The following is a 25,954-nucleotide window of genomic DNA, read 5'->3' as shown; positions in this document are numbered from 1 at the left end:
TTAATTTAATAGTTCTTTTGCATGTATTAATGCGCTTTCTGATATTTCTTTACCACTAAGCATTTCGGCTATTTCAGCAACTCTTTCATCGGTTGAAAGTAATTTTAAATTAGATGCTGTTTTACCATTTTTATCTTCTTTAAACACCTTAAAGTGCGACTTTCCTTTTGAAGCTATTTGAGGTAAATGTGTAATGGCTATTACTTGCATATACTTACTCATTTGCTCCATTATGGTAGCTATTTTATTTGAAACTTCTCCAGAAACTCCAGTATCAATTTCATCAAAAATTATGGTTGGTAGCTTACTATTTTCTGAAAGGATTTTTTTAATTGACAACATGATTCTTGACAATTCTCCTCCAGAAGCTACTTTCTTTAATTCTCCAAAGTTCCCTCCTTTATTCGCTGAGAATAAAAATGCTAATTCGTCTTTACCATTACTTAAATAACTCTCTGACGGAGAAATTTCAATAGAAAAACGTGCATTTGGCATACCTAACTCTGCAAGAAGAAACTCCAACTCTTTTGTTAACTTAGGAATTGCTTTGCTTCTTTCTGTTGTAATTAAGGAAGCTACTTCATCAAGTTTAACCGCTACCTCATTAACTTCTTGCTGCTTTTTATCAATAACTTCAGAAGCATTTTCAACACCTTCTACTTTTTCTGCTAGCTGTTCATGAATTTGTAATAATTCTTCCAATGTAGCAACTTGATGTTTCTTCTGTAAAGAATAGATAAGCTGTAATCGTTCATTAACTATTTCTAACTCATTTGGATTGAATTCTACATTTTCATTTGATTTCTCCAATTCTACAGCAATATCATCAAGCTCTATCTTTATACTAGAAACTCTTGAATGTAAATCTTCATATTCTTTAGAAAATGTGCTGATTTTTTCTAATGCATGTTCTAAAGAGTATAACAAATTTTGAACACCAACTTCTTCGTTAATCGTAATCTGTAAAGCTTCAGAGAGACTAGTTTTAATATCTTCTACATTATTTAAAACATCTAATTTAGCTTCTAAATCTTCTTGTTCATTCTCTTTTAAATCAGCTTCTTCTAACTCTTTGAATAAATGTAAATTATATTCGTATTGTTGATTCTCTTGTTCTTGATTTTCTTTTAATAAACGAAGCTCTTTAACAAGTGAATTATACTTTTTTAATCCTCTTTTATACGAGGCTACACGTTTATCATTCTTAGCAATTGCATCAATTACAGAAAATTGAAATAACGTATCAGAGAGTTGAAGTGTTTGATGTTGTGAGTGAATATCTACTAACTTCGATTTTAATTCACTTAACACACTTAAAACAACTGGTGAATCATTCACGAAAGCTCTTGATTTACCTGAAGGTAAAATTTCTCTTCTAATGATAGTTTTCTCTTCATAATCAAGATCATTTTCTTCAAAAAAATCTTTTAATGCATAAGAAGACAAATCAAAATCAGCTTCAATAATACATTTTGAATCACTTTCTTTCAACGAACTTAAATCGGCCCTATTTCCAAGGACTAATCCTAAAGCTCCTAAAAGTATTGATTTTCCAGAACCTGTTTCTCCAGTAATAATAGATAAACCATCAGAAAAACTGATAGATAACTCATCTATTAGTGCATAATTTTGTATGGTTAAATGATGTAACAAAAGCTATCTTTTATAGCCCGTAAAAATAAGGAATTTTAGAAAGAATAAGACAACAATTTCATTACCTAAAAAAGTTTAACTAGAATTTACAACTTTATTTCTTTCCACTTACTATTTTGAGTCGGCGCTACACGCTCTAAAATCTCTTTTACTTTGGCTTCGTAACCTGAAGATTTACCTGTTGAAAATATATTTACGATTTCATCTGACTTGGCATCTAAAAATACTCGAATCATATAATTCCCAACTGTTATATTAAAAAGCTTCTCTAAATCTATAACTGCTTGAGCAATTGCTTTTTTAGCTTCAATTTCTTTCTCTGTAAAATTATCAAAACCTAATCTGTGATAGTTGTAATAAATGGCTCTTAGCGTGTTAAATTTTGCCGACAATAAATTGTCTATTAATGTAAATCTATTCTGTGCTCCTACTTCATTTTGCCAAGCAGCATCTCCGCTTTGTTGTGCTTGAAGCATCACATTTTGAGCTTGTTTTAAATAATTTTCTCCGCCATTTAAGGCAAAAGAATCTGCATCAATTCCAATAATTGTATACACATAAAATACAATCACAGAAACCAAATTAGAATCAAAACTATTTGGGTTAAAAATCAACGGTTCAAACTCATTATATTGGAAACTTAAACTAGTATCGTTGATGTTTAATAATGTCGTTTCATAAGAGGCATTATAAACTGGTCGTGCTGATTGTACTTGAATACTTCCTGTAAAATTATTCCCATTCTGTTCGTTGATAATAATTGTAAATGCACAATTAATTCGTTCCTGAGGAAGTACTTTTTTGCTAGTCCATCTTGTTTGATTGATAAATTCAGTTATAGATTGTTCTAGCGTAGAAAAGACCTGTTTATTGGTGCTTTGTACTCTATCAGAATTTACAACAACTACCGCATTTAACTCTTCTTGAGCAATTAGAATTAAAGACGATAAACATAACGTTAAAACAAAAAATAATCTCTTAACAAACATAGAGCACTAACTAGTTGTCAGGTCGGGCGCAGTCAAGACCTTAGTTTAAATTATTAACCTCTCAACTGCGCTCGAGGTAACTAAAATTAATTCGAAATTCTTGTAATAATTTCGTTAATTATATCAACAGCAACTTCACTCTTTGATTTAAGATCATATACTGTTTCTTTAAAACTAGCATCAATAATAGTAATTTTATTTGTATCTCCAGCAAAACCTGCGCCTTTATCTCTAAGTGAATTCAGCACAATAACATCAAGGTTTTTGCTTTCAATTTTCTTTTTAGCATTTGAAACTTCATCATTAGTTTCTAAGGCAAAACCAACTAAAAATTGATTCTTTTTTGCTATTCCTAGTGACTTTAAAATGTCTTGTGTAGGTTCAAGCTCTATTACTAACGAAGTATCTTTCTTTTTTATTTTTTGGTCGGCCACATTTTTTGGTCGATAATCTGCAACTGCTGCAGACAATATTGCAATATCAACTTCTTTGTAATATTGATGACAAGCATCATACATTTCTTGAGCCGATGTAACATCAATTCTATGAATTAAAGAATGTGATACTTTTTGATGTGAAGGTCCAGCAACTAAATACACTTCTGCTCCTAATTTTGCTGCAACTTTAGCAATTTCAAATCCCATTTTTCCAGAAGAATGGTTTCCTATAAAACGAACTGGGTCAATTGCTTCATAAGTTGGACCTGCTGTTAATAACAACTTCTTACCTTTTAAAGGTAGTTTAGAAAGAATATCACTTTCTATAAAACTTACAATATCCTCAGGCTCGGCCATTCTTCCTTCACCAACTAATCCACTAGCTAATTCACCCGAAGTTGCAGGAATCATGATGTTTCCAAAACTTTGTAATTTTTCTAAGCTATTTTTCGTAGAAGCATGTTTGTACATGTCTAAATCCATAGCTGGAGCAAAATACACAGGACATTTAGCTGATAGATAGGTTGCTAATAATAAATTATCACAAACACCATTGGTCATTTTCGATAATGTATTTGCTGTAGCTGGAGCAATTAGCATAATATCTGCCCACAAACCTAACTCAACATGATTATTCCATAATTCATTCTCATCTTCTTGATCGTAAAAAGTAGAATGAACAGGATTTTTAGAAAGTGTAGAAAGTGTTAGAGGTGTTATAAAATCTTTAGACGCAGGAGTCATAATTACTTTGACTTCTGCGCCCGATTTTATAAATAAACGTACTAAACTAGCGGTTTTATAAGCTGCAATTCCAGCTGTAATTCCTAATAGTACCTTTTTTCCTTGAAGTACAGACATACATTATTTTGTGTCTGGAGATCTGTGATAGATCTTCTCGTTTAACCATTCTTCAACAGCAATCGCTGTAGGTTTTGGTAAACGCTCGTAAAATTTAGAAACTTCAATCTGCTCTTTGTTCTCGAAAACTTCTTCTAAGCTATCATTATAAGTAGCAAATTCATCAAGCTTATCAACTAATTCTTTTTTTAAATCAGAATTAATTTGATCTGCTCTCTTTGCTATAATAGAAATGGCTTCGTAAATGTTATCTGTTTGTGCTTCTACTGCTTCTCTGTTATAAGTAACTGTAGTAACAGCTGCCTTCGTTTCTTTATAATTCATATTTAACTTTTACTATTAACTATTAATTGCTGTATTCTCTCTTGTTCTTTATTTAATACGTCTAACATTTCCTCAGACTCCTTTTTAAACTTCGATTCAGGGAAATTTCGCTTTAACTTTTCATATGCCTTAAGAGCATTGTTGATACGCTCCTCTTTTTTTCGGTCTATACTTTTCATCGCAAAGTCGTGAGCTGCTTTAAATCTTAAATATAAAGCCTCTTCTTTGTAACGAGTACCTAAATAATCAGTAATCAAATTATCAAAAGCCGTTATTGCTGCTCTATAGTTTCTTGAATCAGTTTGAGCTGTGATATAATAACCTTTTGCTATTTCAAAAGCTTTAGTTTCTAACTTAAACTGTAATTCGTTATAATATTTATTTGCTTCAGCTAAACGAGGAGAATCTGGGTATTTATCAATAAAAGATTGAAAAGATTCTAATGCTTTGTTAGTATCCGTTGGATCTTTACTGTATACAGGTGCCGCTTTATAATAACTCAAAGCTGATAAAAAATCTGCTTCCTCTTGTTTAGAACTTTTAGGATAATTTTGTGAAAAACGATTGAAATAGTATCCTGCTATACTATAATTTTTTTCATTAAAATTTGAATTAGCAACCATATATTGGATTCTCTCCATTTGTGGTTTTGTACGATATGCGGGCGTAACTTTTTCAAATAAACGTAAAGCTTTGCTATACTTTTTAGCTTCATACATTTTTACCGCCATCTTATACTGCTCTTCAATAGAACCTCTATTTAAAACCTTTTGGTACTCTCCACAAGAGGTTAATAGTACTAACGATAAAACGAAATATATCTTTCTGATCATTTTTTGCATTTTGCAAAATTAGTAATTAATTATGTATTATTAAAATGAATTCGTAGTTACGAGTTCGTGTGCAATAACGTACAATTAACTATATGTTCCTATTAAACGTTTGTTAAATTTACTTTGGAGCATTTTGCTGCCCAACTAATTGCTTCACATCATTGTCGAATAAGTACAAGCCTCCTTTATCATCTCCAATTAGATTAATTTTGTCTAGTATATTTCTAGCCAATGCTTCTTCTTCTATTTGTTCTGCTACATACCATTGTAAAAAGTTATGAGTTGCGTAATCTCTTTCCTCTAACGTAATATGCACTAAATCATTAATTGATTGCGATACCATTACTTCATGATCAAACAAGGTTTGAAACATATCTTTGAATGAACCAAACTTTGGTGATGGAGCTTCTAAAGCTGGAACCATTGCGTGTCCGCCACGTTCATTTATAAATTTAACTAGTTTTAGCATGTGCATACGCTCTTCATCTGAGTGTGCGTACATAAATTGAGAAACTCCTTCAAATCCTTGAACTTCTGCCCAAGATGCCATTGCTAAATATACTTGTGATGACTGTGCCTCTATTTGTATTTGCTTATTTAATGCTGATTCTATTTTTTGTGATAACATAATTCTTTATTTTACAGTACAACAAAGATGCAAAAAAGCTCATAATTCTAGACTATGAGCTTTATTTAATTTCTTATAGAAGTATTTGGTTTATTGATGATCTATAAAATCAGATATTTCTGTTTGTAACTCTTCTGAAGCTTTTACTAAAGGTAAACGTACTTGATCTTCACAAATCCCTAATTTTTGTAACATAGCCTTTATTCCTGCTGGGTTTCCTTCTGCAAAAATCATATCAATACTATCAGCCACATTGTAATGTAACTCGTAAGCTTCTTTAGGCTTTCCTTCTAATCCCAATTGGATTAAACTAGAAAACTTTTCTGGCAATCCTTGAGCAATAACACTTATTACTCCTGCCCCACCAGCTAAAACCATAGGTAAAGCAATCATATCATCCCCTGAAATCACTAAGAAATCCTTAGGTACATTTTGAATTATCTTCATTGCTTGCACCATATCTCCTTTAGCCTCTTTTACAGCTATAATATTATCGAAATCATTTGCCAAACGAACAATTACTTCTGGAGACATATTTGAGGATGTTCTTCCAGGTACATTATACAATATTATAGGCTTTTCAGTCGCTTCTGCTATAGCTTTAAAATGCTGATATATTCCTTCTTGCGTTGGCTTATTATAGTAAGGAGAAACTGATAAAATAGCATCAAAATTAGATAAATCGGTGTTTTTTATTTCTTCTACAACAGCAGCTGTGTTGTTGCCTCCAATTCCAAGAACCAAAGGTAGTCTAACATTATTTACTTCAATTATCTTAGTTTTAACTGCCTCCTTTTCTTCTTTAGTCAATGTTGCAGGTTCGCCTGTTGTTCCTAAAACAACTAAATAATTGATTCCATTATTTATTTGGTAATTAACTAATCTTTCTAATCCATCGAAATCAACCGAACCATCTTCAAAAAAAGGAGTGACTAAAGCAACTCCTGTTCCAATAAATTTTTGCATTTCCTTCTTTAAATTTGATTCAAAATTACTGCTTTATTTAATATGAAAAATGGTTTATTTACAGAATACACAAATTTTTTAAGCTTGTTTAATTTTCTTCACTTTAGAAATAAGTGATTCAACTTTATCACTCAAATAATAAGTTATTATACAAGTTTCAGTAAAGCGCTTATAATTATATATTTATTATAAAATCATTTTATTTTAACATTTTTGAAATGAAATTCATTTTTATGCGTCTAAACCCGAAACAAATTTTAAATAATTATGAAAAAATACTTACCATTAATACTGAAACTTATTGCGGCTATCATTATGCTACAAACTTTATTTTTTAAATTTACTGGAGCTCAAGAAAGCATTGATTTATTCACCAAAGTAGCCGGTGAAAACGAACACTTAATGCGTATAGGAACTGGAGTTTTAGAATTGATTGCTTCTATTTTATTGTTTGTACCCAAAAAAGTTTGGCTTGGTGCTGGTTTAACTCTAGGATTAATGGGAGGTGCTATTTTCTCTCATTTAACTAAAATTGGTATCGAACATAATAATGACGGTGGAACTTTATTTATAATGGCTGTTATTACCTTACTAGCTGGTGGAATTTTATTATTTCAAAACCGAAAAGACATTCCCTTCTTAAAACTATAATTCAGAATTAAGAGATTTTGCTATCATGGCTTTACAAATCATGTATTGAGCAACAATATATGTAATCATAATTAAGCTTCCTAAGTCAATAGTATTCAAGTAAAATTTATTGATAGCAATTATACTATCAGAAAGAATAAAAATTAAGGCACCAACAAGCAACCATAAATTTTCGGTTGCTTTGTTTTTTATATAATTTACTAAAGAAAAAGTTCCGAAAGCAGAAATAACCAATCCGTACACTATTACTGGAATCAATAATTCTTTTAAATTGTTTATAGTTAAAAAAACAATTCCCCCAAAGTAAAAAACAAAAGGTAAAGCAGATTTGATAAAAGTCGTTACTTTAATTTTTGGTAAAAATCCTTTTATAATTCTTATGTATAAAAGATGAGTCAATAAAAAAGAAACTAAACCAAAAACAAAATACTTTTCTGGAAACAACAATAAAACATCACCCCAGAAAGAAAAAAATAACGCCGAAATAAACAAAAAACTTGGCTTTTTTACTGAAATCAAATACAAAATAGCTAATAAGACTGTTATTAGTGGTTTACAGATAAATTCTAACAGTTCACTCTGAATTATAGTTCCATATATTTCAAAAAATGAAACTATTAAAAACACTATTGATACGAGAATTATTGTAAAGTTTTTCATGTAGACGTATAGTTTAGTTATTTAGAAATTTGCTTTTCCCTTAATATGAAAGATTTATAAAACAAGAAACAAGAAAGCATCCAAATACTCAAAGAAACTAGATCAAAATAGACATTTGAAATATTAAAAATTACGATAGCATAAACAGCATCAGAAATAACTCTAACGCTTATTGTTAAAAATAATAATGCATTAGCTAAAATCATATTATGCTTATAATTCAAGAGAGAAACTGAAAATAACAGTGAAACTGTAACTCCATAAAATAATATAGAAAAAAAACAATTCCCTTTATCTTGAATTACATATATAAATACAATTAAAAATAAAATTAATGATAAAATAAAGTAAATACCTACTTCCTTCTTTGCATTTTTTGAAATAGTATTCAACATCATTTTTACAAGAAGAAAATTTCCAATTCCATAAATTAAAAGAGCTAACCAAAACATGTTCAATGAAGAACTTACAATATCTGCTATTACTATAAATAAAAAGGTAGATATTATCAAAGGACTCTTTTTTTTACTCTCAAAACTATACAACATCAAAAGAAAAATAATTGGAACCGGTTTTAAAGAATTCCTTAAAGCATTATTCTCTGGTGTTACAGTTGCTAACATGTAAAGGTATAACACACTGGTTATAATAAACCCAATATATAATGCTATTTTGGTAACTCTATTCAAATTGTATGAATTTACTTTTCTAAACTTAAGGCTACATCATTCGTTGAAAAAAATTAGAAACTTGCTTTTCATTAAACAAAAAACCTCTGTAAAATAAGAAATTAGATATTAACAAGGTACTTAAAGAGAAAATATCAAAATACACATCCGATTCACTAAACAATACAATTGCATAAATAGAATCAGAAATTATACGAAAACCGATTGCAACAAGTAAAATAAAATTAGCATGCTCCATACTTTCTATGTAATTCATTAATATAAATGAAGTAACTAGACAAATACAGACACCATAAAATAATATTGGAATCATAGAGTTACCCGGATCATTTAAAACAAAAACGTACACTATAGTAAATAGGAACCCAAATAAGAGTAAGTATATTAATAACAACTTATAAGTTTCCTTATTTATATGTTTTCGTATTGAATTTACCAACAACAGATACGATAAACCATAACTTATAATACCGTAATTAAAACCGTAAGGAATTGACGTTAATACATCACCTATCATACTTAATAACAAAAAACCAATATACGTTTTGGTATATTTCTTTGTTTCAATCAAGTAGAGGATTACCAAAATAAGTGTAGGAAACGGCTTAATTTCAAACTTATATTCATGATCTACCACAATTAAATATATGCTGATTACACAAATTATTGCGTACAGTACAAATAGTAATCTTTTTATGTTTTTTTGTTTAAACAAGAATATTAGTTTATCATTCTTAAAAAATCATCCTCAGAAATAATTTCAATTCCTAAATCTTGTGCCTTAGTTAATTTACTAGGCCCCATATTATCTCCAGCTACAATAAATGAAGTTTTCTTTGAAATTGAACTACTAACTTTACCACCATTATCTTCTATAGCCTTTTTTAATTCATTTCTACTCATTTGGTAAAAAACTCCTGAAACAACAATCGACTTACCTTCTAGTTTGTTTGTTTGATTTTGAAGTTCTTCTTGAGAAACCTCCAATTGCAATCCATAACTTTTTAATCGGTTGATTAAAGTATTGTTTTTTTCATCATTTGCAAAAAGCATTACACTTTCTGCTATTTTTTCTCCAATCTCATCAACATTAATAAGCGTTTCAAAATCAGCATTTAAAAGGTTATCTATAGATTTAAAATGCTTCGCTAGTTTTTTTGCTACAGTTTCACCAACAAATCGAATACCCAGAGCAAATAATACTTTTTCAAAAGGAATCTCTTTTGACTTTTCAATTCCTTCAATCATATTTTGAGCAGATTTTTCTGCCATACGTTCTAATGGGATTACTTGATCGACGCTAAGCTCATACAAATCTGCATAATTCTCTATTAAACCTTCTTTAAATAACAACTCAACGGTCTCCGCTCCTAACCCATCAATATCCATAGCTTTTCTACTGATAAAATGCTGGATTCTTCCAGTAATTTGTGGTGCGCATCCAAATTCATTCGGACAATAATGTTTAGCATCTCCTTCAGTTCTAATTAATTCGGTGTTACACTCTGGACAACGTGTAGCATATTGAGTTGGTTCTGAATCAACAGGTCTCATGGATAAATCAACTCCCATAATTTTAGGAATAATCTCCCCTCCTTTTTCTACATAAACAGTATCACCTATTCGGACATCTAATTTTTCAATTTGATCTGAATTGTGCAACGATGCTCTTTTTACAATAGTTCCTGCTAAATAAACAGGTTCTAAATTTGCTACAGGTGTTATAGCTCCTGTTCTTCCAACTTGATATGTTATTTCATTTAACACTGTTGATACTTGCTCAGCCTTGAACTTATAGGCAATTGCCCATCTTGGCGACTTAGAAGTATATCCTAATTCTTCTTGTTGATATAAAGAATTTACCTTTACCACAACACCGTCTGTTTCATAAGGTAACTCGTGCCTTTTTGTATCCCAATAATTAACAAACTCTAAAACTTCACTAATAGACTTAGCTAACGCAATAGTTTCAGGAACTTTAAAGCCACAGTTTCTCGCAGCGTTTAAACTTTCAAAGTGAGTTTTATATTTTCTTTCATTTGTAACAACCTGATACAACAAACAGTCCAAAGGTCGTTTAGCAACTTCTGCGCTATCTTGTAATTTTAAACTTCCGCTAGCAGTATTTCTAGGGTTTTTATAAGGTTCTTCTCCATTTGCAATTCTATCTTCATTCATCGCATTAAACCCTTCTAGTGGTAAAATAATTTCCCCTCTCATTTCAAAATCAGAAACAAAATCATTAGTTATTACTAAAGGAATCGACCTTATCGTTCGGATATTGGTAGTTACTTCATCTCCTTGAAAACCGTCTCCACGTGTAACGGCGCTTATCAAGCTTCCGTTTTCATAGGTTAAATTAATAGAAGCCCCATCATACTTTAATTCACATGTGTATTCAATTTCCGAAGTACCCAATAATTTTTGAATACGTTTTTCCCAATCTAACAAATCTTCTTTTGAATAAGAATTATCCAAAGAGAACATTCGGTTTTTATGTGTTACGGTATTAAAATTTTTAGTAACCTGTCCACCAACTCTTTGCGTAGGAGAATTAGGATCAAAAAACTCAGGGTGCTCTTCTTCTAATTTTTCAAGTTCTTTTAGTTTTATATCAAACTCATGATCAGAAATTGTAGCATTATCAAGAACATAATAATTGTAATTATGCTTGTTTAATTCGTCTCTTAACGATTGAATTTTATCTAGTACTTTCATTATTGTCTTACCTTACCCGTTAATAAGCTAACTCCTTTTGGAAATGGATTACCAGAAGACCTTCTAAATGAAACTATTTGTCCACAATGCCAAATAGCATCTGCTATAGGTCCGTTTAACTGATTCCAAAATGGGTACTCTTCTACGTTACCATTTCCTCTTTTAATTTTCATTACAAATTTTGAAAGATCCTTAGCCTCTTTTAAAATATCACTAGCCTTTTTGAAATTAGTAAGAGTTAGTGCTCTCATTTCATTAAATGATAACGAGTCCTTATCTGGAAAAGTCATTTCTGTATTTTCAACAGCACTAAGTGTCATGATAGATAATATTAAAATATGATCTGCTGTTTCTAAAATGCTTCTGGTGTTATCTCCTGGTTTGTATTGTAAATCTTTTTCTTTTAAATCTTTTGTTGCCCAATAATATCTAAACCCTAAACCATCAATTAATCTACTTGCAACTGATCCTGCTGTATAGGTTTCTGGATAATTAGGAATCTCATGATAAGGTAATTCCTGAGCTTCAATATGGTTTGCCATAACAAAAAATAAGATTAAAGATAATAAGGACTTCATGTATAAAGTTTAAAAAAATGGTTTTGCAATTTACTATTTTTAAACAAAAAAAATCCGAAGTATTTACCTCGGATTTTTAAAGTTGAAATAGTAGTTGTCTACTAATAATAAGTATATCGACGAACTTTTGCTATGTGCTTAGCCAAACGCATTACTTGGTGAGAATAACCATATTCGTTATCATACCAAACGTAAATTACAATTGTATCTCCATCTACAATTGTAGCTTTACTATCAAAAATCGAAGGAGCTGTTGTACCTACTATATCACTAGATACTAATTCATTACTTAATGAATATTTAATTTGCTCAACTAAATCTCCTTCTAAAGCATATTGCTTCATAATTGCATTAACCGCTTCTACAGTAGTTTCTGAATTTAATTGTAAGTTCAAAACAGCTAATGATCCATTAGGAACAGGAACTCTAATTGCATTTGAAGTTAATTTACCTTCTAATGCAGGCAATGCTTTAGAAACTGCTTTACCAGCTCCTGTTTCAGTAATTACCATGTTTAAAGCAGCTGCTCTTCCTCTACGATATTTACTATGCATGTTATCTACTAAGTTTTGATCATTAGTATATGCATGAATCGTCTCTAAATGTCCTTTTTTAATTCCAAAGTTATCTTCTAATACCTTTAATACTGGTGTAATGGCATTTGTTGTACAAGAAGCCGCTGAGAAAATATCAATTGAATCAGGATTGTTTTCCTTATGATTAACTCCATGAACAATGTTTGGTACTCCTTTACCTGGTGCTGTTAATAACACTTTACTTGCTCCTTTAGCTGTTAAATGACGACTTAAAGCCTCTTTATCTCTAAAAGCTCCCGTATTATCAATTACTAAAGCATCATTAATTCCATAAGAAGTATAATCGATTTCTTCTGGTCCGTTAGCCGAAATCATATAAACAGTAGTACCGTTAATAATTAATGCATTGTTTTCTGCATCAACTTGAACAGTTCCTAAGAAATCTCCATGAACAGAATCAACGCTTAATAAAGAAGCTCTTTTCTCTAAAACAGATTCGTCTATTTTACCACGAGTTACTACAGCTCTTAATCGTAATTGAGAACCTTTACCCATTTTTGAGCTTAACTCTCTTGCTAATAAACGACCAATTCGACCAAAACCATAAAGAACCACATCTTTTGGTTCAAAGTTTGTAGCCTCTGTAGCATCTTTTAATTGATTTTTTACGAAATCAACTGTATCTAAATCAGCATCTTCAATTAAATAATATTCGTACGCTAATTTACCAATATCTAATTTAGACGCAGGCAAATCAATAGTTTGAATAGCTTTAGCAATACTTAAAGCATCCTCAATAGAAATAGGTTTTGTTACAAACTCTCTAGCGTAATCAATTAAATTTAAAACCTCGCTAGCTCTTTTGTCTACTAAAGGATTTCTAAATAACACTAATTCAATTGATTTATCATACCATAAATCATTTACAATATTGATAAATTCAGTAGTAGCTCTTCTAACTTGAGCTTGATTTACCACTTCTTTTTCGTAATTTGTTATTGTTGACATAGTTGTGTTAACTAAATTTTTAAAAATTTGGTGCAAAAGTAGTTATTTCAAACGATTTCGTAAACCAAAAAATAAAAAAACTCGATATTAAAAATATCGAGTTTTTCAAGCTTTACATTTTACAATCCGTATCGCTCAATTTGTCCTTCTGGACTTACGAGTTCTATTATTAATCTTCTTCCACTTCTTTGCGAATAACTATCTAATAAAGTAGCTGCTTCAGATGCAGAATATATTTTATTTCCGTTGATTTTAGTTATTACATAACCTTCACCTACATTATATTCAACAAAAGCCGGATTTGTAGTTTGCACTATCTTAGCTCCGTTTTCTAATTTTCTTTCTTTTTTCTCTTTCTCTGTTAAATCTTTTAATCTTATGCCTAAAACTCTGGAATCAAAAGAAGTTCTTTTCATTAGAGTAACCGTTTTTGTGATAGATTCTCCCTCTCTATCAATAGTAACTTCTACCGATTGCCCTGGTCTTTTGGCATTTAACTGTCCTTTTAAATCAGCTATTTTACTGATTTTTATATTATTGATTTTCTTAATAATATCTCCTTGCTTTAAACCTGCTAAATCAGCTCCTTCTCCTGGTGTAACTTCTATAATTTCAACACCTTCAACTTCATCTCTATCAGGTCTAAAACTGAATCCCATTACAGCTTCCTGAACATTACCAAACTCTAATAAATCATCGATAATTTTCTTTGCTATATTCGATGGAACTGCAAATGAATACCCGATAAAGGAACCTGTTCTTGAACTAATTGCTGTATTAATACCAATTAACTCTCCTCTTGTATTTACCAAAGCTCCTCCACTATTTCCTGGATTTACTGCTGCATCTGTTTGAATAAACGCATCAATACTTGTATTTCCTTGTAAATCTCTTCCTTTTGCACTTATAATTCCAGCAGTTACAGTTGAGTTTAAATTATATGGATTACCCACTGCCAATACCCACTCTCCAATTTTTGCATAATCAGAATTTCCAAAAGTGATGTAAGGCAATTCAATTTCTGAATCAATCTTTAACAACGCAATGTCATTAGTTGCATCTGCACCAACTAATTCTGCTTTGTATTTCTTTTTATTATTTAATGTAACTTCTAAATCAGTTGCTCCATCAATTACGTGATTATTGGTAACAATATAACCGTCAGAAGAAATGATTACCCCGCTACCAGTTCCAACTCTCTCTTGCTTTCTCTTTCCATTTCCTGTTCCGAAAAACTCTTCAAAAGGATTGTATACTTCTTTAATTGCTGTATTTTTTACGTGAACAACTGTATTTACTGTTTTCTCTGCTGCTTCGGTAAAATCTGTTGGTGCAGAGGCTGTATTTAATACTGTTGGAGTATAACTAGCATTCATTGTTTGCAATGCTGGCTCTACTGTTTTCTCTACAATTACTTGTGGTTTTTCAATAAAAATTTTATAAACTCCTAAGGAAGAAACTCCTCCCAAAAATGCAATAGTCAATATTCCTAAAACTCTTTTCATATTATTAAATTTTTAAGCTACTCAAAGATACAATTTTAACATTTTAACACAATCTGTTTAACTTCTCTTTAACGTACTTTAACCGCTATTTAACACCCCTTTTTTCCTTAGTAAATACGTATATTTGCTCTAATGAATTTAGTTTTTTATAAATACCAAGGAACAGGTAACGACTTTGTAATAATTGATAATAGAACTTCATTTTTTCCTAAAGAAAACAAAGTGCTTATCAATAAATTGTGTAATCGTAATTTTGGAGTCGGTGGAGATGGATTAATCTTACTTGAAAATGACGATAATGTAGATTTTAAAATGGTGTATTTCAATGCAGATGGAAATCAAAGCACTATGTGTGGAAATGGAGGACGATGTATTGTTGCTTTTGCCAATAGACTAGGTGTTATAAACAATATAACTACTTTTAATGCCATAGATGGATTACATCATGCAACAATAAATAATGGAATCGTTTCTTTACAAATGATTGATGTTGATACTGTGGAGCTAAAAAACGGTTATGTTTTTACAAACACAGGTTCTCCACATCATGTTGAAATAGTTGAAAATATTAGTTCTTTTGATGTATATAATAAAGGTAAAGAAATTCGTAATGGTATTTATGGTTCTGAAGGTAGTAATGTAAACTTTGTTGAACAGTTAGACACAAACTCATTTAGAATTAGAACCTATGAGCGTGGTGTAGAAAACGAAACTTTAGCATGTGGAACTGGAGCCACTGCAGCAGCAATAGCAATGCATAACACTAATAAAACTCAAGCTAAAGAAATCAATATTAAAGTAGAAGGCGGACAATTATCTATTTCATTTGATGTAGAAAATAATTCTTACAAAAACGTGTTTTTAAAAGGTCCAGCAGAATTTGTCTTTAAAGGCGAAATTGAAATTTAATGCAATTACTCACAGGTAATCATATCAAGTTAAGGGCTGTTGAGCCCGAAGATTTAGATTTTCTCTTTCAAATAGAAAATAATGAGCTTTTTTGGGAAGTTAGTCATACGCAAACTCCTTTTTCTAAGTACTTATTGAAACAATATATTGAGAATTGTCATTTAGATATTTATGAAGCTAAGCAATTACGTTTAGTAATAGAAGAAACGAATCAAAATCAACCTATTGGACTTATAGATTTATTTGATTTTAACCCACAACATAAAAGAGCAGGTATTGGAATTGTAATTCACGAAAAGCATCAACATAATGGCTATGCTAGTGAAGCGTTACAATTACTCATAAATTACAGCTTTTCAAATCTGCATTTACATCAATTATTTGCTAATATTGCTATTGATAATCAAAAAAGCATTTCGTTATTTAAAAAACAAAACTTTAAGGAAGTTGGAACTAAAAAAGACTGGCTATATTGCAAAGGAAACTTTAAAGACGAAATTATATTTCAATTAATCAATGAAAAATAAGATCATTATTATAATTAGTGTTTTACTCATTATCTCTAGTGCTGTAGGATATTATTTTTATAACAAAATATTTGCTCCTGCTGTAAAAAAGGACACTACAATCTTTATCAAAACAAATAGTTCAATGAAAGACTTACAGAATTCGTTGAATGGAGTTATTGAGAATAAAGATGATTTTAATTGGGTATCAGAAAAGAAAAAATTTTCTAACCCTAAAGCAGGAATGTATGTATTAAAAAAAGGAATGAGTCTTAATGATTTAGTAAATTTATTTCGCTCAGGAAATCAAACAGCTGTTAAAGTTACTTTTAATAATCAAGATACATTAGAGAAATTAGCAGGTAGAATTGCACAACAAATTGAAGCAGATAGTGTATCATTAGTAACCGCATTTAAAGATACTGCTTTTTTAAACAAGAATAATTTTACCGAAAAATCTGTATTAGGAATGTTTATACCTAATCAGTATGAAGTTTATTGGAATACTTCACCTGAGAGATTCAGAGATAAAATGCTTGATCAATACAATAAATTTTGGAATAAAAACAGGTTAGAAAAAGCAAATAAATTGGGCTTAAGTAAAGAACAAGTTATAACCTTAGCATCTATTGTTCAAAAAGAAACTGCTCAGACATCTGAACGACCTAAAGTAGCTGGTCTGTACTTAAATAGATATAAAAACAAATGGCCTCTAGAAGCAGATCCAACTATTATTTACGCTTTAAGAGAAATTAATGGGCAAGATTTTATAGTGAAAAGAGTTTTGTTCAGGGATATTGAAAACACCAAAAAATCACCATACAATACATACAAAAATGTAGGCCTACCCCCTTCTCCAATTTCAATGCCTGATATTTCTTCTATTGAAGCTGTTTTAAATCCAGAAAAACACGACTATTATTTTATGTGTGCAAGTGTAGATAATATTGGCTTTCATGAATTTGCGAAAACACTATCTCAGCACAACAGAAATGCAGCAAAATATCAACGATGGATTAATAATCAAGGAATTAAGCGATAATTTTAACAAAAAATTATTTACAACTGATTAACAGCTTTTTAGGAAATTTAACAATCATACAAGTTTAACTATTAATATATTATCAAAAATTAGCTAATAAAAGTACATTTTTGATAAAACCTTATAATATACAAAATCTCAAAGTTTGTTTTGAACTGTATTTTTGTCATATATTTGCGCCCGCTAAACAGAAAGTATATTAATTATCAGAAAATTAGGGGCAATTTTAATTTTTATTACACTATTTAGTTTTACAGATAAGAAGGGGAAATTATCAGAGAAAACTAAGCCAATAAACTACACTACAACCGAGGACCTATTAATCCTAGAAAAAGACTTCATAGGATTTAAAGAAGCTTTAGCTTTTAAAGAATCACAAGGTAAATATAGAGTTGTAAATACTCTCGGATATCTTGGGAAATACCAATTTGGTAAAAGCACATTACGTCGTTTTAAAATTTATGATACTCAAAAATTCCTGAAAAACCCTGAACTACAAGAGAGGGCTTTCACTGCACTTTGTAAGGTGAATAAATGGATTTTAAGAAGGGATATTTCCCGTTTTGTAGGAAAACGCATAAAAGGTATCGTTATAACTGAATCTGGAATTTTAGCAGCAGCTCATTTAGCAGGTGCTGGAAACGTAAAAAAGTTTTTACGTTCTTATGGTAAGTTTCAATTTAGAGATTCATATGGAACGTCAATAGAATCGTATTTAAAGAAATTTGCAGGATACGATGTTTCTCACATCAAAGCAGACAAAAAAGCTACCGTATAAAAAACAATTACTTATTACATTATAGATTTTTAATTAGGCCTGTATAATAAAAATTGCAGGCCTTTTGTGTAAATCAGGGTTTTCAGATTTCCATTTAGAAACAGGAAGTGTTTTAATGTATTCTGTTGGCAAAGTAATATCACAAGCCACACAAAGTCTAGTATTTGGTTGTAAAGTAGTTCGTAAATCATCTAACATTTTACCGTTTCTGTAAGGAGTTTCAATAAAAATTTGTGACTGTTTTTTATCTCTTGAAACTTTTTCTAACTCCTTTAAAACTTTCTTCTTATCAGATTTATCAATAGGTAAATACCCATTAAAAGCAAAATTTTGACCATTCATTCCCGAAGCCATCATTGCTAATAAAATAGAAGACGGACCAACTAAAGGAATTACTTGTATTCCTTTTTCATGTGCTTGTTTTACTATCGTTGCTCCTGGATCAGCTACACCCGGAACTCCCGCTTCAGATAAAACTCCTACCGAAATCCCATGCTGACAAACATCTAAATAATTTCTTGTTTCTAGTTCGTGTGAAAACTTATCAATCTTCATGAAATGTAGCTCAGACTGCACTTTGCTAGGTGTAATTCTCTTAATATACCTTCTTGCTGTTTTTTCGTTCTCAACAATAAAATAATCGAGCGATTCAATTACTTTTTTAACAGAAATAGGCATTACTTCCAATGGTTCTGTATCTCCTAAAGTTGTTGGAATTAAATAAAGTTTACCTAACATAAGCTACTTATTGTATTTGAGAAGCAATAATTTCACATGCTTCATCTAACATCCTAAATACATTATCGAAACCTTTATCTCCTCCATAATAAGGATCAGGTACATTTAAATTTTGATTAGGATGTGATTCGTTTAAAATCATTCTCACTTTAGATTCCTCTTCACTGTTTCTAGCTAAGTCTAAAATATTACGATAATTACTTTGATCCATAGCATAAATTAAATCAAAGTTATCAAAATCTTCTACTAAAAACTTTCGTGAACGTTGATTCGTAATATCAATCCCATTCAATCTAGCTACAGCTATTGACCTTGGATCCGGTAACTCTCCTTGATGAAATCCTGAAGTACCTGCAGAATCTACGATAACAGTATCAGAAATAATTTTTGATCTTAGAATACCTTCAGCTAATGGCGAACGACAAATATTCCCCAAGCAAACCATAAGTATTCTCATATAAAATTAAATTTTAGAATGTTAATTTCTTTGTTAAATCGTCTACGTACTTTCTAAATTGCTTATCTGTCTCAGTTAAATTATCAACAGTTTTACATGCATGAAGAACAGTTGCATGATCTCTTTGTCCAATTTGACTACCAATGCTCGCTAATGAAGATTTAGTCATTCGTTTAGCAAAATACATAGCTAACTGGCGCGCTTGAACAACATGTCTTTTTCGAGTTTTTGATTGTAATGTTGCCACATCCATATCAAAATACTTAGAAACTACTTTTTGTATATAGTCTATAGAAACTTCTTTCTTCGTATTCTTAACAAATTTATCAACTATCTGTCTAGCTAATTCTAATGTAAATTCCTTTCGATTAAATGATGCTTGAGCAATCATTGAAATAATAACACCTTCAAGTTCTCTTACATTAGATTTTACATTCTTCGCAATATACTCTACAATATCTTCTGGCATCTCAACACCATCTCTAAACAACTTACGTTGCAATATTGAAACTCGAGTCTCATAATCAGGATTTTGCAACTCCGCAGACAATCCCCACTTGAAACGAGATAATAATCTCTGTTCAATATCTTGCATATCAACAGGCGCCTTATCTGAAGTTAAAATAACCTGTTTTCCATTTTGATGTAAATGGTTAAAAATATGGAAGAATACATCCTGTGTACCTGCTTTACCAGATAAAAACTGAACATCGTCAATAATTAATACGTCAATCATCTGATAGAAATGAATGAAATCATTTCTTGTATTTGATTTTACAGAATCGATAAATTGTTGTGTAAACTTTTCAGAAGAAATGTATAAAACTGTTTTATCAGGATATTTGTCTTTAATATCAACCCCAATAGCGTGTGCTAAATGAGTTTTCCCTAAACCTACTCCTCCATATATAAGTAATGGATTAAAAGATGTTCCTCCAGGTTTATTTGCTACGGCTATTCCAGCAGAACGTGCTAATCTATTAGAATCTCCCTCAACAAAATTATCAAAATTATAATTTGGATTTAACTGAGATTCTATCTTAACTTTTTGTAAACCAGGAATTATAAAAGGATTCTTTAACTCCCTTTTAGATTCTAAAGGAACTGTTACCTTTTGAGGTTTTAAAGGATTTCTGTTTGAACTTGGAATTTTAACAGTTTGCGGACTGTTACTACTGTAAGTATTCTCCATTCGAACATCATAAATTAACTTAGCGTGCTCTCCTAATTCTTTGATTAAAGCTACTCTTAATAATTTAATATAATGTTCTTCTAACCATTCATAAAAAAACTTACTAGGAACTTGTACAGTTAATGCCTCTCCAGACAACTTAACAGGTTTTATTGGTTCGAACCATGTCTTGTATGCCTGAGGTTTTATATTGTCCTTTATAAAAGACAAACAGTTTAACCAAACTAATTCAGCAGATTTATTCATTTAAGTTTTTCAGAAAAAAATTATGTTCACAACTATAAAATTGCGAAAAAAAATATGTTTAATTACCCTCCCTACGGGTGAACAAAAGTGTGAATAAATTTCAGTAAAAAAAAATCAAATTGGTATTGATTTTTATTTTTTTTTTATGTAAGATTCGATAAAAAACTTAATGACAGTTAATCACAATTCTAATGTAAGGGTACGATACGGCGAAACAGATCAAATGGGGGTAGTTTATCACGGAAATTACGCTCAATACTTTGAAATAGGCCGCACAGAATGGCTTCGTTCCCTAGGGATTACATACAAATATATGGAAAAAACAGGAATAATTCTTCCTGTAATTTCCCTGAATTGCAATTTTAAGAAATCTGCTTTTTATGATGATGAATTAACAATCACTACCATATTAAAAAAAGCTCCAAGTGTTAAAATAGAGTTTGATTATGAAATAAAAAATCAACATCAAGAAATTATATGTACTGGTAATACTATCTTAGCCTTCTTAAATCAAAAAACAATGAAACCTATTCGTTGTCCTGAATATATCTTGGAAAAACTAAAAGTTTCCTAGACTAAATTAAAAAGTAAGGAAATCATATAAATTAACTCAATGAAAATATATACTAAAACTGGAGATAAAGGAACCACTGCTCTATTTGGTGGTACAAGAGTTCCAAAACACCACTTACGAATAGAAAGTTATGGAACAGTAGATGAATTAAATTCTTATATAGGTCTTGTTAGAGATCAAGAAATAGATGATATCTCTAAAAGTTCCTTAATAAAAATACAAGATGAATTATTTACGCTTGGAGCAATGTTAGCAACTCCTCCAGAAAAAGAAATCTTAAAAAATGGAAAAGAGCGTTTAAATATTCCTAAAATAAATAATAGTTCAATAGAATTTTTAGAACATGAAATTGACACTATGAATGCGCAATTACCTCCTATGACTCATTTCATTTTGCCAGGTGGGCATCAAGCTGTGTCATTCTGTCATATAGCTCGTTGTGTATGCAGAAGAGCAGAGCGTTTAAGCGTAGCTTTAAATGAAGAAGAAACCGTAGATTCTAGTATTTTAATGTATCTAAACCGACTTTCTGACTACCTTTTTGTGTTGGCACGAAAGTTGACTTTCCTTTTGAAAGCCGAAGAGGTGAAATGGATACCTAAAAAGCTATAAAAAAGTTCTTTTTTTATTAACTATTACATTTTCAAAAAAAAACTTGACTTTTTCAGTTTAAATTTTATTTTTGCAAAACACTAAAACAGATTTAGAAATGTATTGGACACTTGAATTAGCATCTTATTTAGCAGATGCACCTTGGCCGGCAACCAAAGACGAATTAATTGATTATGCTATTCGTACTGGTGCTCCTTTGGAAGTGGTAGAAAATCTACAGGATATCGAAGATGAAGGTGAGATTTACGATTCTATCATAGAAATTTGGCCAGATTATCCTACAGAAGAGGATTATCTTTGGAACGAAGATGAATATTAAAAACATAAATTCAAAGAGTCTCTTATAGAGGCTTTTTTTTTGCTTACTTTTAAGCACCAAATAACTAATTATACTCTGAACTTAATTCAGATTAAAACATACTCAAAATGAGCATTTTAAACTCAATTATTAAACTTTTTGTAGGAGACAAACAGCAGAAAGATTTAAAATCTTTACAACCAATTGTAGATAAAGTTAGGTCTTTCGAAAGTCAAATTGCCAATCTTACGCACGATCAATTAAGAGAAAAAACAACCGAATTCAAATCTAAAATTAAAGAGGCTACTCAAAAATTTGAAGATGAGATTTTAAAACTAGAAGCAGAAGTAAAAACAGCAGATATTGATCGTCAAGAAGAAATTTATGCTGAGATAGACAAACTTAAAGATGAGACTTACAATGCATCAGAAGCTGTTTTAGCTGAAATTATGCCTGAAGCCTTTGCTGTAGTGAAGGAAACTGCTAAACGTTTTGCTAATAATGAAGAAATAGAGGTTACAGCAACACCATATGATCGTGAGTTATCTGCTACCAGACCACATATAAGTTTAGAGGATGACAAGGCATTTTGGGCTAATTCTTGGGACGCTTCTGGTAAAGAAGTAACTTGGGATATGGTTCATTATGATGTTCAGTTAATTGGTGGTTCTGTTTTACATCAAGGTAAAATTGCTGAAATGATGACTGGAGAAGGTAAAACATTAGTATCTACCTTACCTGTGTACTTAAATGCTCTTACTGGAAAAGGTGTTCATGTTGTTACGGTAAACGACTACTTAGCAAAACGTGACCGTGCTTGGATGGCTCCAATTTTTGAGTTTCATGGATTATCAACGGACTGTATCGATTTTCATCAACCTAATTCTGAAGAAAGAAGAAAAGCCTATAACGCAGATATTACATACGGAACTAATAATGAGTTTGGTTTTGATTATTTAAGAGACAACATGGCTTCTTCTAAAGAAGACTTAGTGCAACGTGAACCTAATTATGCAATTATTGATGAGGTTGATTCGGTGTTAATTGATGATGCTCGTACTCCTTTAATTATTTCTGGTCCCGTACCTCAAGGTGATCTTCATGAATTCAACGAATTAAAACCATTAGTTGGAGACTTAGTTAGCTTACAAAACAAATATTTAGTAGGTGTATTAGCGGAAGCTAAAAAGCTATTAAACGAAGGGAACACAAAAGACGGAGGATTCTTATTGTTAAGAGTTTATAGAGGATTGCCTAAAAATAAAGCCTTAATTAAGTTCTTGTCTCAAGAAGGAATAAAACAAGTATTACAAAAAACTGAAAACTTCTACATGCAGGACAATAACAAATTAATGCCTGAAGTAGATGCTGAGTTATGGTTTACGATTGAAGAAAAGAACAATCAAATTAACTTAACAGATAAAGGTATTGCTCATTTATCTGACAAAACTCAAAACAGTACATTTTTTGTACTTCCAGATATTAGTATAAAAGTTGCTGAAATTGAAAAAGCAGAAAATACTCCAGAACAAAAAGCTGAGCTTAAAGAAGAATTATATAGAGAGTTTAGTGTAAAGAGTGAACGTATCCATACTATGAATCAACTTTTAAAAGCATATACTCTTTTTGAAAAAGATGTTGAGTATGTTGTAGTTGATAATAAAGTAATGATTGTTGACGAACAAACAGGTCGTATTATGGACGGTCGTCGTTACTCTGATGGATTACACCAAGCTATTGAAGCAAAGGAAAATGTGAAAATTGAAGATGCTACACAAACTTTTGCAACTGTTACGTTACAGAATTACTTTAGAATGTATCGTAAATTATCTGGAATGACAGGTACTGCAATTACTGAAGCAGGAGAATTCTGGGAAATTTACAAGTTAGATGTTGTAGAAATCCCTACAAATAAACCAATTTCTCGTGATGATAGAGAAGATTTACTGTACAAAACTACTCGTGAAAAATACAATGCTGTAATTGAAGAAATTGTTAAACTAGTTGGGCAGAACAGACCCGTGTTAGTAGGTACAACTTCTGTTGAAATTTCAGAATTATTAGGAAGAATGTTAGCAATGCGCAAAATTCCTCATAATATTTTAAATGCAAAATTACACAAGAAAGAAGCTGATGTTGTTGCAGAAGCTGGTAAACCAGGACAAGTTACAATTGCAACTAACATGGCTGGTCGTGGTACCGATATTAAATTAACTGATGAAGTAAAAGAAGCAGGTGGTTTAGCTATTATTGGTACAGAACGTCACGATTCTCGTCGTGTTGACCGTCAGTTACGTGGACGTGCTGGTCGTCAAGGAGATGTTGGTTCTTCTCAATTCTTTGTTGCATTAGACGATAATTTAATGCGTTTATTCGGTTCTGATAGAATTGCCAAAATGATGGATCGATTAGGATTGAAAGAGGGTGAAGTAATTCAGGATCGTTTAATCACAAAATCAATTGAGAGAGCTCAAAAGAAAGTAGAAGAAAATAACTTCGGAATACGTAAACGATTATTAGAATATGATGATGTTATGAACTCTCAACGTGAGTTTGTATACAAACGCCGTCGTCATGCTTTAGATGGAAAACGCTTACAAATTGATATTGCAAATATGATTTATGATACTTGTGATGCAGTTGTGCGTGCTAATAAAATGAATAAAGATTTTCAAAATTTTGAGTTTGAATTAATTCGTTTTTCATCTATGACTTCTCCTTTCACTGAAGAAGAATTTAACAGTAAAGATGAACAAGTATTAGTTGATGAACTATACAAAATAGTATCAGAAAACTATAAAAAAGATGCTGAAAGAAATGCGACACAAGCATTCCCTGTTATCAAAAATGTATATGAAAACGAAGGAGATCGTTATGAGCGAATTGTAGTTCCTTTCACTGATGGTTCTAAAACAATTCGTGTGGTTACCAATTTAAAGGAAGCTTATGAAACAGAAGCTAAGTCTTTAGTTAACGATTTTGAAAAGAACATTACACTTGCAATTATAGACGAGAACTGGAAAGATCATTTACGTAGAATGGACGAGTTAAAACAAACTGTTCAAAATGCTACTTATGAACAGAAAGATCCATTATTAGTATACAAGTTCGAAGCATTTGAACTTTTCCAAGAAACTATTGATAAAATCAATAAAGAAGTACTTTCTTTCTTATTCAAAGGAAAACTTCCTACAGAAGATGAGTCTCAAATTTCTGAAGCTCGTGAACAAAAGAGAGAAAAATTAGACTTACGTAAAGACGAAGTTCAAAATTCAACACAACAAGCTTTTAATAATGCTCGTAACCAACAAACACAAGAACAACAAATTATTGAAACTGTTGTTAGAGAACAACCGAAAATCGGACGTAATGAACGAGTTACAATTAAAAACGTAATGTCTGGTGAAGAAAAAGATGTTAAATACAAACAAGCCATTCCTTTAATAGAACAAGGAACTTGGGTATTACATAATAACTAAATCACTCTGTACTGAAAGTACAGAGGTTTTATTATACTGGGGACTAAAAGTCCCCTTTTTCATTCTAATATAAAATTAGAATTATCC

26 protein-coding genes are annotated in these 25,954 nt (G+C 30.9%); 9 read left to right on the top strand and 17 right to left on the bottom strand.

The annotated features are described in order from the left end of the window. The 7 genes from recN to dapA all read right to left on the bottom strand — a co-directional run bounded on the left by recN (window position 1) and on the right by dapA (window position 6,691). Window positions 1-1,653, bottom strand: coding sequence for a DNA repair protein RecN (gene recN / locus EV195_RS06180; RefSeq protein ID WP_132794022.1), 1,653 nt, complete (start codon window positions 1,651-1,653; stop codon window positions 1-3). Between the two features lie 86 nt (window positions 1,654-1,739). Continuing rightward, window positions 1,740-2,642 (bottom strand): type IX secretion system protein PorD, encoded by a 903-nt coding sequence (gene porD, locus EV195_RS06175; RefSeq protein ID WP_132794020.1) that lies wholly within the window; start codon window positions 2,640-2,642, stop codon window positions 1,740-1,742. An 86-nt stretch (window positions 2,643-2,728) separates the two neighbouring features. Beyond that, window positions 2,729-3,940, bottom strand: coding sequence for a bifunctional phosphopantothenoylcysteine decarboxylase/phosphopantothenate--cysteine ligase CoaBC (gene coaBC / locus EV195_RS06170; protein WP_132794018.1), 1,212 nt, complete (start codon window positions 3,938-3,940; stop codon window positions 2,729-2,731). 3 nt (window positions 3,941-3,943) lie between these two features. Then, a complete protein-coding gene (locus EV195_RS06165; RefSeq protein WP_132794016.1) occupies window positions 3,944-4,264 on the bottom strand; it encodes a DNA-directed RNA polymerase subunit omega in 321 nt (106 codons plus the stop codon). Between the two features lie 2 nt (window positions 4,265-4,266). Beyond that, a complete protein-coding gene (locus EV195_RS06160) occupies window positions 4,267-5,097 on the bottom strand; it encodes an outer membrane protein assembly factor BamD (RefSeq protein WP_243693078.1) in 831 nt (276 codons plus the stop codon). A gap of 118 nt (window positions 5,098-5,215) precedes the next feature. Beyond that, window positions 5,216-5,725: a ferritin gene (locus EV195_RS06155; RefSeq protein ID WP_132794012.1), complete on the bottom strand. Its 510-nt coding sequence runs from the start codon at window positions 5,723-5,725 to the stop codon at window positions 5,216-5,218. 90 nt (window positions 5,726-5,815) lie between these two features. After that, the gene (gene dapA, locus EV195_RS06150) at window positions 5,816-6,691 is read right to left on the bottom strand and encodes a 4-hydroxy-tetrahydrodipicolinate synthase (RefSeq protein WP_132794010.1); all 876 of its coding nucleotides are present in this window, start codon (window positions 6,689-6,691) and stop codon (window positions 5,816-5,818) included. Between the two features lie 267 nt (window positions 6,692-6,958). On the opposite strand from dapA, the gene EV195_RS06145 reads away from it, so the two are divergent. After that, complete coding sequence (locus EV195_RS06145; protein ID WP_132794008.1) at window positions 6,959-7,342, top strand: DoxX family membrane protein; 384 nt, start codon at window positions 6,959-6,961, stop codon at window positions 7,340-7,342. Here the strand turns inward: EV195_RS06145 and EV195_RS06140 are convergent. The 7 genes from EV195_RS06140 to EV195_RS06110 form a co-directional block, all read right to left on the bottom strand. Then, entirely contained in the window at window positions 7,337-8,002 is a 666-nt protein-coding gene (locus tag EV195_RS06140) for a lysoplasmalogenase (protein WP_132794006.1), read from the bottom strand. The two genes, EV195_RS06145 and EV195_RS06140, sit on opposite strands and share 6 nt — an antisense overlap. Before the next feature lie 17 nt (window positions 8,003-8,019). Next, window positions 8,020-8,691: a hypothetical protein gene (locus EV195_RS06135; protein ID WP_132794004.1), complete on the bottom strand. Its 672-nt coding sequence runs from the start codon at window positions 8,689-8,691 to the stop codon at window positions 8,020-8,022. Between the two features lie 31 nt (window positions 8,692-8,722). Then, window positions 8,723-9,406, bottom strand: a complete 684-nt coding sequence (locus EV195_RS06130; protein WP_165915692.1) for a lysoplasmalogenase family protein — start codon at window positions 9,404-9,406, stop codon at window positions 8,723-8,725. 5 nt (window positions 9,407-9,411) lie between these two features. Beyond that, on the bottom strand, window positions 9,412-11,409 hold the full coding sequence (gene ligA, locus EV195_RS06125; protein ID WP_132794000.1) for an NAD-dependent DNA ligase LigA: 1,998 nt from the start codon (window positions 11,407-11,409) through the stop codon (window positions 9,412-9,414). Further along, complete coding sequence (locus EV195_RS06120) at window positions 11,409-11,987, bottom strand: DinB family protein (RefSeq protein ID WP_132793998.1); 579 nt, start codon at window positions 11,985-11,987, stop codon at window positions 11,409-11,411. Before EV195_RS06120 ends, ligA begins: the two co-directional genes overlap by 1 nt. 101 nt (window positions 11,988-12,088) lie before the next feature. After that, window positions 12,089-13,531, bottom strand: coding sequence for a glyceraldehyde-3-phosphate dehydrogenase (locus EV195_RS06115; protein WP_132793996.1), 1,443 nt, complete (start codon window positions 13,529-13,531; stop codon window positions 12,089-12,091). A 119-nt stretch (window positions 13,532-13,650) separates the two neighbouring features. Beyond that, a complete protein-coding gene (locus EV195_RS06110) occupies window positions 13,651-15,036 on the bottom strand; it encodes a S1C family serine protease (protein WP_132793994.1) in 1,386 nt (461 codons plus the stop codon). Between the two features lie 132 nt (window positions 15,037-15,168). Between EV195_RS06110 and dapF the strand changes: the two genes are divergently transcribed. The 4 genes from dapF (at window position 15,169) to EV195_RS06090 (ending at window position 18,271) form a co-directional block, all read left to right on the top strand. Next, complete coding sequence (gene dapF, locus EV195_RS06105) at window positions 15,169-15,945, top strand: diaminopimelate epimerase (RefSeq protein WP_132793992.1); 777 nt, start codon at window positions 15,169-15,171, stop codon at window positions 15,943-15,945. Continuing rightward, window positions 15,945-16,472 (top strand): GNAT family N-acetyltransferase, encoded by a 528-nt coding sequence (locus EV195_RS06100; RefSeq protein WP_132793990.1) that lies wholly within the window; start codon window positions 15,945-15,947, stop codon window positions 16,470-16,472. The genes dapF and EV195_RS06100 overlap by 1 nt, the downstream gene beginning before the upstream one ends. Next, window positions 16,462-17,493, top strand: coding sequence for an endolytic transglycosylase MltG (mltG, locus tag EV195_RS06095; RefSeq protein ID WP_132793988.1), 1,032 nt, complete (start codon window positions 16,462-16,464; stop codon window positions 17,491-17,493). Before EV195_RS06100 ends, mltG begins: the two co-directional genes overlap by 11 nt. 202 nt (window positions 17,494-17,695) lie before the next feature. Next, window positions 17,696-18,271, top strand: coding sequence for a peptidoglycan-binding protein LysM (locus tag EV195_RS06090; RefSeq protein WP_132793986.1), 576 nt, complete (start codon window positions 17,696-17,698; stop codon window positions 18,269-18,271). Between the two features lie 33 nt (window positions 18,272-18,304). Here EV195_RS06090 and EV195_RS06085 read toward each other — a convergent pair whose 3' ends face one another. The 3 genes from EV195_RS06085 to dnaA are packed head-to-tail and all read right to left on the bottom strand — an operon-like array spanning window position 18,305 to window position 20,904. Next, complete coding sequence (locus tag EV195_RS06085; RefSeq protein ID WP_132793984.1) at window positions 18,305-19,009, bottom strand: SAM-dependent methyltransferase; 705 nt, start codon at window positions 19,007-19,009, stop codon at window positions 18,305-18,307. A gap of 7 nt (window positions 19,010-19,016) precedes the next feature. Next, complete coding sequence (locus EV195_RS06080; RefSeq protein ID WP_243693077.1) at window positions 19,017-19,466, bottom strand: low molecular weight protein-tyrosine-phosphatase; 450 nt, start codon at window positions 19,464-19,466, stop codon at window positions 19,017-19,019. A 13-nt stretch (window positions 19,467-19,479) separates the two neighbouring features. After that, a complete protein-coding gene (gene dnaA / locus EV195_RS06075) occupies window positions 19,480-20,904 on the bottom strand; it encodes a chromosomal replication initiator protein DnaA (protein ID WP_132793982.1) in 1,425 nt (474 codons plus the stop codon). Window positions 20,905-21,073: 169 nt separating this feature from the next. Here dnaA and EV195_RS06070 point away from each other — a divergent pair, with 169 nt between their 5' ends. From EV195_RS06070 to secA, 4 genes are all read left to right on the top strand, one after another. Further along, window positions 21,074-21,478 carry an acyl-CoA thioesterase gene (locus EV195_RS06070; RefSeq protein WP_132793980.1) on the top strand — a complete coding sequence of 135 codons (405 nt, stop codon included), beginning with the start codon at window positions 21,074-21,076 and terminating at the stop codon, window positions 21,476-21,478. 39 nt (window positions 21,479-21,517) lie between these two features. Continuing rightward, on the top strand, window positions 21,518-22,090 hold the full coding sequence (locus EV195_RS06065) for a cob(I)yrinic acid a,c-diamide adenosyltransferase (protein ID WP_132793978.1): 573 nt from the start codon (window positions 21,518-21,520) through the stop codon (window positions 22,088-22,090). A gap of 97 nt (window positions 22,091-22,187) precedes the next feature. After that, window positions 22,188-22,409: a DUF2795 domain-containing protein gene (locus EV195_RS06060; RefSeq protein WP_100924424.1), complete on the top strand. Its 222-nt coding sequence runs from the start codon at window positions 22,188-22,190 to the stop codon at window positions 22,407-22,409. Between the two features lie 107 nt (window positions 22,410-22,516). Beyond that, the gene (gene secA, locus EV195_RS06055) at window positions 22,517-25,867 is read left to right on the top strand and encodes a preprotein translocase subunit SecA (RefSeq protein ID WP_132793976.1); all 3,351 of its coding nucleotides are present in this window, start codon (window positions 22,517-22,519) and stop codon (window positions 25,865-25,867) included. Window positions 25,868-25,954: the final 87 nt, after the last annotated feature.

The organism is Tenacibaculum skagerrakense, from assembly GCF_004345825.1.
Classification (GTDB): Bacteria; Bacteroidota; Bacteroidia; order Flavobacteriales; family Flavobacteriaceae; genus Polaribacter; species Polaribacter skagerrakensis.
This window is presented reverse-complemented; position numbering and strand designations above follow the sequence as displayed.